12 protein-coding genes are annotated in these 12,631 nt (G+C 72.2%); 6 read left to right on the forward strand and 6 right to left on the reverse strand.

Going from position 1 to position 12,631, the window contains the following annotated elements; all coding sequences use genetic code 11:
• The first annotated feature begins 99 nt into the window (after positions 1–99).
• The gene (locus IE267_RS04445; RefSeq protein ID WP_161247983.1) at positions 100–1,242 is read left to right on the forward strand and encodes a DUF475 domain-containing protein; all 1,143 of its coding nucleotides are present in this window, start codon (positions 100–102) and stop codon (positions 1,240–1,242) included.
• Between the two features lie 153 nt (positions 1,243–1,395).
• Positions 1,396–2,133 (forward strand): TerD family protein, encoded by a 738-nt coding sequence (locus IE267_RS04450; RefSeq protein WP_161247981.1) that lies wholly within the window; start codon positions 1,396–1,398, stop codon positions 2,131–2,133.
• A 15-nt stretch (positions 2,134–2,148) separates the two neighbouring features.
• Here the strand turns inward: IE267_RS04450 and IE267_RS04455 are convergent, their stop codons facing one another.
• Positions 2,149–2,961: a TerD family protein gene (locus IE267_RS04455; RefSeq protein WP_373304461.1), complete on the reverse strand. Its 813-nt coding sequence runs from the start codon at positions 2,959–2,961 to the stop codon at positions 2,149–2,151.
• Positions 2,962–3,161: 200 nt separating this feature from the next.
• Between IE267_RS04455 and IE267_RS04460 the strand changes: the two genes are divergently transcribed.
• From IE267_RS04460 to IE267_RS04475, 4 genes are all read left to right on the forward strand, one after another.
• The gene (locus IE267_RS04460; protein WP_167153491.1) at positions 3,162–4,325 is read left to right on the forward strand and encodes an HpcH/HpaI aldolase/citrate lyase family protein; all 1,164 of its coding nucleotides are present in this window, start codon (positions 3,162–3,164) and stop codon (positions 4,323–4,325) included.
• Positions 4,326–4,387: 62 nt separating this feature from the next.
• Positions 4,388–6,835 (forward strand): phosphoribosyltransferase, encoded by a 2,448-nt coding sequence (locus IE267_RS04465; protein WP_229860708.1) that lies wholly within the window; start codon positions 4,388–4,390, stop codon positions 6,833–6,835.
• Positions 6,832–7,647, forward strand: a complete 816-nt coding sequence (locus IE267_RS04470; protein WP_189762230.1) for an HAD family hydrolase — start codon at positions 6,832–6,834, stop codon at positions 7,645–7,647. The genes IE267_RS04465 and IE267_RS04470 overlap by 4 nt, the downstream gene beginning before the upstream one ends.
• Before the next feature lie 41 nt (positions 7,648–7,688).
• Positions 7,689–8,348, forward strand: coding sequence for an O-methyltransferase (locus IE267_RS04475; protein WP_189762231.1), 660 nt, complete (start codon positions 7,689–7,691; stop codon positions 8,346–8,348).
• 55 nt (positions 8,349–8,403) lie between these two features.
• Here the strand turns inward: IE267_RS04475 and IE267_RS04480 are convergent, their stop codons facing one another.
• The 5 genes from IE267_RS04480 to IE267_RS04500 all read right to left on the reverse strand — a co-directional run bounded on the left by IE267_RS04480 (position 8,404) and on the right by IE267_RS04500 (position 12,543).
• A complete protein-coding gene (locus tag IE267_RS04480; RefSeq protein ID WP_167153498.1) occupies positions 8,404–8,619 on the reverse strand; it encodes an FmdB family zinc ribbon protein in 216 nt (71 codons plus the stop codon).
• A 115-nt stretch (positions 8,620–8,734) separates the two neighbouring features.
• The gene (locus IE267_RS04485; RefSeq protein WP_189762232.1) at positions 8,735–9,664 is read right to left on the reverse strand and encodes a sugar kinase; all 930 of its coding nucleotides are present in this window, start codon (positions 9,662–9,664) and stop codon (positions 8,735–8,737) included.
• On the reverse strand, positions 9,661–10,356 hold the full coding sequence (locus tag IE267_RS04490; RefSeq protein WP_229860710.1) for a FadR/GntR family transcriptional regulator: 696 nt from the start codon (positions 10,354–10,356) through the stop codon (positions 9,661–9,663). The genes IE267_RS04485 and IE267_RS04490 overlap by 4 nt, the downstream gene beginning before the upstream one ends.
• Positions 10,357–10,533: 177 nt before the next feature.
• Positions 10,534–11,052: a DUF4383 domain-containing protein gene (locus IE267_RS04495; protein WP_167153504.1), complete on the reverse strand. Its 519-nt coding sequence runs from the start codon at positions 11,050–11,052 to the stop codon at positions 10,534–10,536.
• 129 nt (positions 11,053–11,181) lie between these two features.
• Positions 11,182–12,543 carry a coiled-coil domain-containing protein gene (locus IE267_RS04500; protein WP_167153506.1) on the reverse strand — a complete coding sequence of 454 codons (1,362 nt, stop codon included), beginning with the start codon at positions 12,541–12,543 and terminating at the stop codon, positions 11,182–11,184.
• Positions 12,544–12,631 lie beyond the last annotated feature (88 nt).

Below are 12,631 nucleotides of genomic sequence, written 5' to 3' on the forward strand. Positions count from 1 at the left end.
GGGGGTCCTCCCCGGGAGACAGCAGCGTAAAGCCGTGCGCGGTGCGGGGGGACCTCCGCTCTACGTGGGGTCGGCCCGCTCTACACGATGGGGAAGTCAGTGCTTCTGAAAACCTTCGGCTGGTCATTCGTGATCACCGCGATCGGCCTGGCCCTGGCCGTGCTGTACGACGGGTGGACGGCCCTCGGGGTCGTCGCCATCCTGGCCGTGCTCGAAATCTCGCTGTCCTTCGACAACGCGGTGGTCAACGCCGGAATCCTGAAGAAGATGAATGCCTTCTGGCAGAAGATCTTCCTCACGATCGGTGTCCTCATCGCCGTCTTCGGCATGCGACTCCTCTTCCCCGTCGTCATCGTCGCGATCAGCGCCAAGGTCGGCCCGATCGACGCGGTCGACCTGGCGCTGAACGACGCCGACCGCTACCAGCAGCTGGTGACCGACGCGCACCCGTCGATCGCCGCCTTCGGTGGCATGTTCCTGTTGATGATCTTCCTCGACTTCATCTTCGAGGACCGGGACATCAAGTGGCTGGCCTGGCTGGAGCGCCCGCTGGCCAAGCTGGGCAAGATCGACATGCTGTCCGTCTGCATCGCGATGATCGTCCTGCTCGTCGCCTCGATGACCTTCGCGACCCACGCCCACCAGCACGGCGGAGCACACGTCGACAAGGCGCAGACGGTGCTGATCTCCGGCATCGCCGGCCTCATCACGTACCTGGTCGTCGGCGGCCTCTCCGGCTACTTCGAGAACCGTCTCGAAGAGGACGAGGAGCGCGAGCACGAGGCCGAGGAAGAGGCCAAGCGCACCGGCAGCAAGGTTTCTGCCGTGGCCATGGCCGGCAAGGCCGCGTTCTTCATGTTCCTCTACCTGGAGGTCCTGGACGCGTCGTTCTCCTTCGACGGCGTCATCGGCGCCTTCGCCATCACCAACGACATCGTCCTGATGGCGCTCGGCCTCGGCATCGGCGCGATGTACGTACGGTCGCTCACCGTCTACCTGGTCCGCCAGGGAACCCTGGACGACTACGTCTACCTGGAGCACGGGGCGCACTACGCGATCGGTGCGCTGGCCGTGATTCTGCTCGTCACCATCCAGTACGAGATCAACGAGGTCATCACCGGTCTGGTCGGCGTCGTCCTCATCGCCTGGTCCTTCTTCTCCTCCGTGCGCCGCAACCGGCGTCTGGCGGCGGCCGGCGGAGACGGTGCGGGCGAACCGGCGGAAGTCGGCTCCGGGGTGTGACCCCGGTGCTTCCGGAGCGCACGCCCTGGCGCGTGTGATCCGGCCCGGATTGAGGAACGCTCTCTGCGGGGCGGTCACGAGGCTCGAACCTCGCCGACCGCCCCGCAGAGCATTGTGTGCGGGGACGGTTCACGGACCTATGGGGTGGGGGCAATGGCGTTCTGGGACGGCCTGTGGCGAGGCAGGGCCTCACAGTTCGACTCGGGCAGCGCGGCGACCAACACGATCGAGCTGACCCGACGGCACAACACGGTCTCCCTCGGCAAGCAGGGGGCCAACACCGGCAGCCTGCGGGTCAATCTGTCCTGGCGGATGCGGACCTCCGACTTCGGCGGGAAGTCCGAGCAGAGCGGGCGGCTGCTGCGCCATCCGCTGCAGTTCTTCAAGCCGGAGATGGTCCAGGGGCACACCCAGTCCATGGTCAACGTCGACCTGGACCTCGGCTGTCTCTACGAGCTCCAGGACGGCACCAAGGGCGTGGTCCAGCCGCTCGGCAACTTCTTCGGCGCCACCAACAAGGCGCCCTATGTGGAGTGCAGCGGCGACGACCGGTTCGGCTCGGCCTCGGGCGAGACGATCTTCGTCAACCTGGATCACCGCGACGAGATAAAGCGGCTGCTGGTCTTCGTCTACATCTACGACCAGACCCCGGCCTTCGACCGCACCCACGCCAAGGTGACGCTCTACCCGAGCAACGGCCCGCGCATCGAGATCGAGCTGGACGAGCGCGCCCCCGAGGCCCGCTCCTGCGCGGTGGTCTCCATCGAGAACGTCAAGGGCGACATGGTGGTGCGGCGCGAGGTGAAGTTCGTCTACGGCTTCCAGGCCGAGCTGGACCGGCTGTACGGCTGGGGGCTCCAGTGGGGCCGCGGCTACAAGACCAAGGCCTGAGCCGCGCCCCCCGGCCTACGGACGGATGAACTGCGGCCCCATCGGCGGCAGCACGAACGCGGGATCGGGCGCCGGGGCCGGCTGGGGGTAGCCGTACGCGGGCTGCGGCGAGGCCGGCTGCGGATAGCCGTAGGACGGCTGCACGGCCGGCGGGTGCGCCGGGGGAGCGGGATGCGGGTAGCCGTACGCGGGCTGGGCCATGTGCCGCGGCAGCGGCTGGGGCACGGATGAGACGCTGGGGGTGCTCGGCGCGCTGTCGGCGCCGTCGGGGCCCTCGCCGTCGTCCACCGAGATGCCGTACTCGGTGGCCAGGCCCACCAGGCCGGTCGGATAGCCCTGGCCCACCGCGCGGAACTTCCAGCCGTCGCCGCGGCGGTACAGCTCACCGCAGATGATCGCCGTCTCCTCGCCGGTCTCCGGCTTCACGTCGAACAGGGCGACCGGCTCGGCCCCCGACACCGCCGCGTCGAAGAGCAGGATGCGCAGGTCGCGCACCGCCCGGAAGGTCGCGCCGTCCGACGAGGCGGTGATCAGGACCCGGTCGACGGAACGGTCGAGCGCGGCCAGATCGGCCTCGACGGTGTCGGTGAGCCCCTCCGCGACACGCTTCTTGGGCAGCCTGCGCACCAGGCCCGAGGGGTGGCGCGGCTGGTTGTAGAAGACGAAGTCCTCGTCCGAACGCACCCGGCCGTCGGCACCGAGCAGCAGCGCCGAGGCGTCCACGTCCGGGACGTCGGCGCCCGGCGACCAGCGGAGCACGGCCCGTACGGCCGGAGCCTCCAGCGGGACGTTCGATCCCTTCAGCATCGCGTGCGTCATGCCCGTCATCCTGCCTTCCCGCAGGGCCCCCGGACAACGCGGGGCCCGGCCGGGTACGCCCCGCGGCGTAGCCGCCGACCACGTACGGGGCGGTTGATGCAGACGAGTTACCTGAACTTCACGCACTTGGGGAACTCTTGACACGTGTTCCTACGTACTATTACCGGCCACCCAAATTCTCGGCCGTCCTGGCAGTACGGGAGATATGTATGCGGCATTTCGGGCACCTCCCGCCGGCTGCGCGGAAGAGCCTCTTTCATCAGGAGCCCTGCGAGTTCACCGCGGGCTCGTCCCCGCGCGTGCTCTCGGCCGCGCTCGGCGCCACGCTCTACAGCCCGGCGACCCGCCCCGCGCTCGCCGACGACGTCCTGAAACAGGCCCGCAGGGGTGTCGTGTCCATGGTGCTCTGCCTGGAGGACTCGATAGACGACGCCGAGGTGGTGGCCGCCGAGGCCAATCTGGTGCGCCAGTTCGCCGACCTCGACGCCCGCGGCGAAGAGGTCCCGCTGCTCTTCGTCCGGGTCCGCGAGCCCCTCCAGATACCCGACCTGGTGCAGCGCCTCGGCGCCTCGGCCCGCCTGCTGTGCGGCTTCGTCCTGCCGAAGTTCACCGAGGACCGCGGGATCGGCTTCCTGGAGGCGCTCACCGCCGCCGAGTCCGCGAGCGGCCGCCGGCTCTTCGCGATGCCCGTCCTGGAATCGCCCGAACTGCTCCACCTGGAGACCCGCGCCGAGACCCTGGCCGGAATTGCTCGTACGGTGGAGAAGTACCGCGAGCGCGTCCTCGCCCTGCGCCTCGGCGTCACCGACTTCTGCTCCGGCTACGGACTGCGCCGCTCGCCCGACATGACCGCCTACGACGTCCAGATCGTGGCCGGCGTCATCGGAGACGTGGTGAACGTGCTCGGCCGGGCCGACGGCAGCGGCTTCACCATCACGGGCCCGGTGTGGGAGTACTTCCGGCTCCAGGAGCGGATGTTCAAGCCCCAGCTGCGCCGCAGCCCCTTCCTGGAGGGCCGCGCCGAGGAGCTGCGCACCGCGCTGATCGAGCACGACCTGGACGGCCTGCTCCGCGAGATCGAGCTCGACCGCGCCAACGGCCTCCTCGGCAAGACCTGCATCCACCCCTCGCACGTGGTGCCCGTGCACGCCCTGTCGGTGGTCAGTCACGAGGAGTTCACCGACGCGGCGGACATCCTGCGGCCCGAACGGGGCGGCGGGGGTGTGCTGCGCTCGGCATACACGAACAAGATGAACGAGGTGAAGCCGCACCGGGCCTGGGCCGAGCGGACCCTGCTGCGCGCCGAGGTGTTCGGCGTCGCCGCCGAGGACGTCGGCTTCGTCGACCTCCTGACGGCCGGCCTGACGCTCTGACGCACCGGACGGACCAGCAGCCGGCCCGGCCGGCTGACGCACCAACAGAAGGACACAGCAACGTGGTTGAGTGGTCGGGAACGTGGGTCGCCGAGCGGCTCGGAGTCGAGCTCGTCGGGGACGAACGGCTGAGCGCCCTGCTCGGCCTCGCCCTGCGCCGCAACCCGAAGCGGGCCCATCTGCTCGTCTCCAACGTCCTGGGCAAGCACGTGCCGCAGCTTCCCTCGCTGGTGTGGGGGACCGGATACGAACTGGGCGTACGGGTGCGGGAGTTGCTCGGGGACGAGGTGGCCGCGCGGGCCGTGGTGCTCGGGTACGCCGAGACCGCGACCGGGCTCGGCCACTCGGTCGCCGACGGCCTGGCCCTCGCCCCGTATCTGCACTCCACCCGCCGCCCGGTCCCGGGCGTGGCCACGGCCGGCGGCTTCGAGGAGTCCCACTCCCACGCCACCTCCCACCTGCTGCTCCCCGAGGACCCCCAACTCCTCGCGGGGCAGGGACCCTTGGTCCTGGTCGACGACGAGTTCTCCACCGGGAACACGGTCCTCAACACCATCCGCGACCTGCACGCGCGCCATCCCCGCGACCACTACGTGATCGTCGCCCTCGTCGACATGCGCTCTCCGCGCGACCGCGACCGGCTCACCGCCTTCGCGGCGGACATCGGCGCCCGCGTCGACCTGATCGCTTCGGCCTCGGGCACGGTACGGCTGCCGGAAGGGGTGCTCGAGAAGGGGCGGGCGCTGGTGGAGGAGCACGAGGTGCCCAACCAGGGCCATCTGCCCGGTGAGAGCGGCGCTCAGTCCTCGGGCCGCGCACACCGCGTCGCCCTCCGCTGGCCCGCAGGCCTGCCCGACGGCGGGCGGCACGGGTTCACCCCGGCCCACCGGGCCGCCCTGGAGGCGGCGCTGCCGGACATGGCGGGCAGCCTTGCCGAGGCGCTCGGGGCCGGTGCCGGTGCCAGTGCCGGTACCGGGGCTCCGCGCCGCGTGCTCGTCCTCGGCTTCGAGGAGCTGATGTACGCGCCGCTGCGTCTGGCCGTCGCCCTCGAAGAGCGCGGCGGCGCCGAGGTGCGCTACTCCACCACCACCCGCTCGCCCGTGCTCGCCCTCGACGACCCCGGGTACGCCATCCGTACCAGGCTCGCCTTCCCCGCCCACGACGACCCGGCCGACGGCCCCGGCGAGCGGTACGCGTACAACGTCGCGGGCGGCGGCTTCGACGCGGTCGTGGCCGTCGTCGACTCGGCCGCCGACACCCCCCAACTGCACGCCGCCGACGGCCTGTTGGCCCAGCTCGCCGCCCACATCCCGCACGTCGTGCTCGCCGTGCTGCCCTCGTACGTACCCGAAGGTTCCCCCATGCCCGAGCCGCTGCGCGGTCCCGCCTTCTCCTCCTACGCCCCCGACGAGGTGGGCTGGCTGCTCAAGGACCTGTCCGGGGTCGAGCTCGAAGCCCCCACCGAGGAGCGCGAGGAGGCCATCCAGAGCGGCGGCGCGCACTACGCGGAGTCGCTGCCGGTCGAATACCAGCCGAGCCCCCAGTACCAGGAGCTGTTCCGCGTCGCGCTCGACGCCTCGGCCGACCGGATCGCGCGGGCCGTCGGCGTGGTCACCGAGACGGTCCTGGCCGAGCGCTCACCCCGCCCGGTGCTCGTCTCGCTGGCCCGCGCGGGCACGCCCGTCGGCGTCCTGATGCGGCGCTGGGCCCGGCACCGGCACGGCCTGGACCTGCCGCACTACGCGGTGTCCATCGTGCGCGGGCGGGGCATCGACCCCAACGCGCTGCGCTGGCTCGCCGCCCACCACGACCCCGCCGACGTCGTGTTCGTCGACGGCTGGACCGGCAAGGGCGCCATCACCCGCGAACTGGCCGCCGCGCTAGGTGAGTTCCCCGAGTTCGCGGGGTTCGACCCGGAGATCGCCGTGCTCGCCGACCCCGGCTCCTGCGTGCGCACCTACGGCACCCGCGAGGACTTCCTGATCCCGTCTGCCTGCCTCAACTCCACGGTCTCCGGGCTGATTTCGCGTACCGTGCTGCGCCAGGACCTGATCGGTCCGGGCGACTTCCACGGCGCCAAGTTCTACCGCGAGCTGGCCGGCGCCGATGTGTCGGGCGCCTTCCTCGACACGGTCGCCGCCCGCTTCGACGCGGTCGCCGACGAGGTGGACCGCGAGGCCAAGGCGCTGCGCGACACCGACCGCACCCCGAGCTGGGAGGGCTGGGCGGCCGTCGAGCGGATCAGCGAGGAGTACGGCATCCACGACGTCAACCTGGTCAAGCCCGGCGTCGGCGAGACCACCCGGGTGCTGCTGCGCCGGGTCCCCTGGAAGATCCTCGCCGGACGCGGCGCCGGGGCCGACCTCGACCACGTCAGGCTGCTCGCCGAGCAGCGGGGAGTGCCCGTCGAGGAGGTGGACGGCCTGCCGTACAGCTGCGTCGGCCTGATCCACCCCCAGTACACCCGGGGCGCCACCGGCGCCGACGGCAAGGCGGTGGCCGCCAAGTGAGCACCCCGCCCGTCCTGGTCGCCAGCGACCTCGACCGCACCCTGATCTACTCGGCCGCCGCCCTCGCCCTCACCATGCCCGACCACCGGGCACCGCGCCTCCTGTGCGTCGAGGTGCACGAGCACAAGCCCCTCTCGTACGTCACCGAACACGCGGCCCGGCTGCTCGCCGAGCTGAAGTCCGCGACCGTGTTCGTGCCCACCACGACCCGTACGCGCAAGCAGTACCAGCGCATCCAACTCCCGGGCGGACCCTCGCGGTTCGCGATCTGCGCCAACGGCGGGCACCTGCTCGTGGACGGGGTGTCCGACCAGGACTGGGCGCGTTCGGTGACCGACCGGATCGCCGCCGAGTGCGCCTCCCTCGACGAGGTACGGGCCCATCTGCGGGCCGTCGCGGACCCCGCGTGGCTGCGCAAGGAGCGGATCGCCGAGGACCTCTTCGCCTACCTCGTGGTCGAGCGGGAGCTGCTGCCCGAGGGGTGGGTCAAGGAGCTCGCGCTCTGGGCCGAGCCGCGCGGCTGGACCGTCTCCCTCCAGGGTCGCAAGATCTACGCCGTGCCGAAACCGCTCACCAAGAGCGCGGCGGTCCGCGAGGTCGCCCGCCGCACCGGGGCCGAACTCACCCTGGCCGCCGGGGACTCGCTCCTCGACGCGGACCTGCTGCTCGCCGCCGACCAGGGCTGGCGCCCGGGCCACGGCGAGCTCGCCGAGGCCGGCTGGCAGGCGCCGTGCACCGAGGCGCTGGCCGAGCGCGGGGTGCTCGCGGGCGAGGAGATCCTGCGCCGCTTCCTGGCCCGTGCGGCGTCCTGAGGGGCATGCCGCAGCGGTGCGGTATTGGGTACGGTCGCCGCATGACCAAGGGAAACAGCACCAAAATCACCGATGAGCTGTACGCCTACATGCTGGCCCACAACCCGCCGCTGGACGCGGTGCAGCGGGAACTGGTGGAGACCACGTACGCCCGGCTGCCGGACCACGCGGGCATGCAGTCGGCCGAGGAGCAGGCCCCGATCCTCGCCTTCCTGGTACGCCTGGTGAACGCCCGCCATGTCGTCGAGGTCGGCACCTTCACCGGGTTCTCGGCGCTGGCCATGGCGCAGGCGCTGCCGGCGGACGGGAAGCTGATCGCCTGCGACGTCTCCGAGGAGTGGACGGCGTACGGCGAGGAGGCCTGGGCGAAGGCGGGGGTCGCGGACCGCATCGAACTGCGGATCGCGCCCGCGCTCGACACGCTGCGGGCGATGCCGGCCGAGCCGCACATCGACTTCGCGTACCTCGACGCCGACAAGGACAACTACATCGCGTACTGGGAGGAGTTGGTGCCCCGGCTGCGGCCCGGGGGCCTCATCGCCGCGGACAACGTGCTGTTCCACGGGCGGGTCGTGGACCCCGGGGCGACGGGGGCGCCGGCGGCCATCCGGGCGTTCAACGAGCACGTCGTCGCGGACGAGCGGATGGACAGCGTCCTGCTGACCGTCGCGGACGGCCTGACGCTGTCCCGGCGCCGCTAGGTTCCGCCGAGGTGGCCGTCCTTGGGCGCGCGACGCTTTCCGGCAGCGGAACGGGCTAGCCGCAGCAGCCCCCTCCGCAGCAACCGCCGCCGCCCCCGGAGGGCGCCGCCGGGCCGGACTTGGCGGAGCCGCCCACGGCGACGGCGGAGAGCAGCTTCACCGTGTCGTCGTGGCCCACCGGGCACACCGCGGGGGCGGCGGACTCGGCCATCGGGCGGCTGAGTTCGAACGTGTCGCCGCAGGAGCGGCAGCGGTACTCGTAGCGAGGCATGGGTCCAGACTAGGGGAGACCTGGGGCCGGGGGTCCGTCCACCTCCGGCCCCAGGGGCGGGCCTCCGGGCCGGGCCACCGCCGTGGACCGCCCCGGAGGGGTTCGAGGGGCGCGCTCAGCCCGTCAGCAGGGCGAGTTCGGCGCGGGTCGGGGTGCCCTCCCAGCCGCCGGGCGAGGCGGCCGCGGAGGCCGCCGCGGCCGTCGCGCGGTCCAGGCGGTCAGCGGTGGCCGCGCCGTCGAGCAGTCCCGAGAGGTACCCGGCCACGAAGGCGTCGCCCGCGCCGGCCGCGTCGGGGGACCGTACCGCTCGGGCAGGGCGGTGCGGGCGGGCGCCCGCCGCGTACACGGTCGCCCCGGCAGCGCCCGGTTTCACCACGACCTCGCCGACGCCGAGCGCGAGCAGCTCCTCGGCCCGCTGCCCGGTGTCGTCCGGGGAACCTTCGGGCAGGCAGAGCGCCAGCTCGTCCTCGGTGGCGAAAAGGATGTCGGCCCTGGGGGCCCACTCCCGGAGCACCTGTGCCGCCTCCGCCGAACTCCACAGCTCCGGGCGGTGGTTGACGTCCAGACAGACCATAGCCGAGTGTTCCGAGGCGAGTTGGAGCGCGAGGCAGGCCGCCGACTGGGCCGAGCGGCCGAGCGCCGGGGTGGTGCCGGTCAGATGGAGGAGGGCGGGCGGGGCGGCCGTGAAGGCCTCGGCGATCGTGCAGGCCCGGATGCGGGACGCGGCCGACCCGGCCCGGTAGGGGTGCGACCGCGTGCGGCCGGGCTGCCGGGGCTCCAGGAGGACGAGGCCGGTGGGCGCCCCCTCGTCGACCGAGGCCGCCGACACGTCGACGCCCTCGGCCCGCAGCGTACGCAGCACCAGCTCGCCCGCCTCGTCGGCGCCGACCGCGCCCGCCCAGCGGACCTCGTGCCCGAGCCGGGCGAGGCCCGTGGCGACGTTGGACTCGGCGCCGATGACCGCGACGTCCAGGGTGGCGCCGAGCCGCAGCGGCCCGCTGCCGCGCAGCGCGAGCACCGTCTCGCCGAACGTGAACACGCTCATGCGCCGGCCCCCCGGTCCCCGGCGGGGAGGTCGAGCAGTTCGAGCACGGCCATGTAGGCGCCGTCCCCGTCGCCCTCCCGCACGGACCGGACGACCTCGGCGTGGGCGGGCACCGGGCCCGCCTGTCCGCCGGAGCTGCCGTGGCCGCCGCGCGCCACGAGCGCGGGCACGATCACGCGGCGCAGCTGGACGAAGAAGCGGTTGTGCGAGGCGGTGAGCAGGGCGCTGTGGAACGCGGTGTCCGCCCGCACGGCGAGCACGGGGTCGGCGCCGGCCGACCGCATGGCGGTGAGCGAGCCGTCCAGGGCTGCCAGGTCCTCTTCCGTGCGGTGCTCGGCGGCCAGCGAGGCGGCGGCCGGCTCGATGGCGCGGCGCAGTTCCAGGACGTCGGCGAAGAAGTCCGGCGGCGCCCCGGCCGCCAGCTTCCAGCGCAGTACGTCGCTGTCGAGCAGGTTCCAGTCGGCCCGGGGCCGGACGAAGGTGCCGCGCTTCTGGCGGGCGTCGAGCAGGCCCTTGGCCGTGAGCACCTTGACGGCCTCGCGCAGCACGGTCTGGCTGACACCCAACTCGGCCATCAGAGCGGGCAGTTCAAGGGTGTCGCCCTCGTCGTACGTACCGTCGAAGATTCGCAGGGCCAGGCCCTCGACGGCGGTCCGGTGGACCCCGCGCCCGACATAGGCGGCCTCGCTCACGTGGTGACTCCTCTTCGCTCGCCCGACCGTCATAGGTCAACGTTTCCCCTGGACAAGGTAAAGAGTTGCACAAGTACTGGTTAATTAGCAATTAATGTGGGGTCTCGCGACACGGCAGTGCCCGGGACCTTCGGGCGTCCCGGGCCGGGCCGTGCACAGGTGCTGGGAGCGGGCCGGTCAGCGCTGTTCGTCGGCCGGCTCGTGGCGAGCGCGCCAGTACGGGTTGTCGTGCGGCAGGAAGCCGGTGACGCGGCCGTACATCCCGAACACCATCAGGAGCAGCCCGGCCACGAAGCTGAACAGCACGTTCTGCATCCGGAAGGCCAGGATGTTGTGCGAGGTGTCGAGAAGCGCGAGGTTCACGAATCCGCTGATCAGGAACAGCACGCCGAGGACGATGTTGAGCGTCGAGGCGAAGTTGCCACCGCGGAACGCCCCGTACAGGAGCAGCAGACCGACGACGATGGAGACGACGCTCAGCGCGCCGTTGGTGTTGAGCCCGGCGACGGTGTCCCCGCCGGTGTCGAAGAAGCCGATCTGGTGGACCAGGCCGAGAATGCCGAAGACCAGGAGGATCACCCCCATCGCTCCGGCGCCGTAACGGTAGACGCGGTTGAGGCGGTGGTCGACCGGCAGATGCTCGTTGAGCGAGACGCGGCTGTGGTTGAAGCGCTGCGAGATCGTATGGGTGGCCATAGCGGGGCCCTCCTCGTTCCTGGGCGCGCAGGGCGTACGTACTCAAGGATCCGCCCGGGCGGGGCCCGCAACAACTCAGCGGCGACAACCCGGCGGCGTCGGCGAGGGTGTGGCAGGTCGTACCGTCGCTCAGGCGCCGTGGCCGAGTTCCTCGCGGATGCGGGCCACCACATCGGCCACGGTCCGCCGCACCGCCTCGGTCTCGGTCAGGAAGTGCCAGTAGTCCGGGTGGCGCCCTTCGAGCGTGCCGATCGCCCGCTCCAGGCGCGCCACCGACTCGTCCAGGGGCCCGGCGTGCCGCGGGTCGGGGGTGTTGCGGCCGGACATCGCGAGGCGCTGGGCGTCGCGGATCGCGAACCGGGTGCGCTGGATCTCCTGCTGCGGGTCCTTCGCGACGGCGTTGAGCCGCTGGAGCCGGTCGCCCGCGGCCGATACGGCCTCGTCCGTGGCGTTGAGCAGCGCCCGCGCCGTGCTGAGCAGCGACGTGGCGTCCGGCCAACGCTGCTCCTCGCGCGCCTTGGCCGCTTCCCTGAGCTTGTCCTCCGCCTGCCGTACGGAGACGGCGGCCTGCTCGGGGACCTGCTGGAGGTCCTGCCAGCAGGCGGCGGAGAAGCGCCGGCGCAGCTCGCTGAGCACCGGGTCGACCCCGCCCGCCCGGGTGGTGAGCGCCTGGGCGCGGGTGCGGAGCGAGACCAGCCTGCGGTCGATCTCGGCGGCCTTCGCGGGCAGCTGCTCGGCCTCGGCGCGCAGCGCCTCCGCGTCGCGCAGCACCCGGTCGGCGCGCTGGAGCGTCTCGGGCACGCCGTGCCGGCCCGCGCCCTGGTTCAGCTTGGTCAGCTCGGGCCCGAGGGCTGCGAGCCGTGCCGCGAGGTCGTCGGCGCGCAGGCCCGAGCCGCGTACCGCGTCCAGCGCGGTGCTGGCGCCGAGCAGCGCCTGCCGGGCCCGCTCGACGGCCGGGGCGAGCCGGGCGAGCTGGGTCTCGGCGGTGTCGAGCAGCGGCCGCAGACTCTGCTCGAAGCGGTCGAGCTCGCCCTTGACGCGGACGAGTTCGTCCTTGGCGGCGGTGAGTTCGGTCCGGGCCCGGGCGGCGACCGAGGCGTCCAGGTCGTCCCGGTCCAGGTCGTGGGCGTCGACCGCGGTGATGTACTGGTTGGAGACCTCGTCGATGCGACGGCCCAGGGCGGCGAAGTCGTCGACGGCCCGCCGCGCGCCGGGCGAACCGTCCACGGCCGTGATGGTCTCGATGGAGATCCGCAGATCGCGCTGGGCGGTGTCCAGTTCGTAGAACGCGGCCGCCGCCGCGTCCTTGGCCGCCTGCGCGTCCGCCCGTACGCTCTCGCCGCGCCCGCCGAACCAACGGCGCGTGCCGCCACCGGCGAAGGCACCCGGCAGCACCGCGGCGCCGAGCACCACGGGGAACGCGATCAGCGCCAGCACGTCCCGGACGGTGGCACCCGCTCTGCTGTACGGCCGCGCGTGTGTCCCCGTCACATCCCTCTCCCGTGCTGTGTCGCCCTGCCGGTCCATTCTCCCACCAGGTAGGGACGAACACACGGCCCGGTCAGTTCATGCTTCTCCC

Origin of the sequence: Streptomyces xanthochromogenes, assembly GCF_014650455.1 — a bacterium.
GTDB lineage: Bacteria > Actinomycetota > Actinomycetes > Streptomycetales > Streptomycetaceae > Streptomyces > Streptomyces xanthochromogenes.

Excerpts from the sequence above, each read along its gene's own strand:
- IE267_RS04475 (WP_189762231.1), top strand. The coding sequence starts at position 7,689 with ATGACCAAGGGAAACAGCACCAAAATCACCGATGAGCTGTACGCCTAC.
- IE267_RS04450 (WP_161247981.1), top strand. The coding sequence starts at position 1,396 with ATGGCGTTCTGGGACGGCCTGTGGCGAGGCAGGGCCTCACAGTTCGAC.
- IE267_RS04480 (WP_167153498.1), bottom strand. The coding sequence starts at position 8,619 with ATGCCTCGCTACGAGTACCGCTGCCGCTCCTGCGGCGACACGTTCGAA.
- IE267_RS04495 (WP_167153504.1), bottom strand. The coding sequence starts at position 11,052 with ATGGCCACCCATACGATCTCGCAGCGCTTCAACCACAGCCGCGTCTCG.
- IE267_RS04460 (WP_167153491.1), top strand. The coding sequence starts at position 3,162 with ATGCGGCATTTCGGGCACCTCCCGCCGGCTGCGCGGAAGAGCCTCTTT.
- IE267_RS04455 (WP_373304461.1), bottom strand. The coding sequence starts at position 2,961 with ATGACGGGCATGACGCACGCGATGCTGAAGGGATCGAACGTCCCGCTG.
- IE267_RS04485 (WP_189762232.1), bottom strand. The coding sequence starts at position 9,664 with ATGAGCGTGTTCACGTTCGGCGAGACGGTGCTCGCGCTGCGCGGCAGC.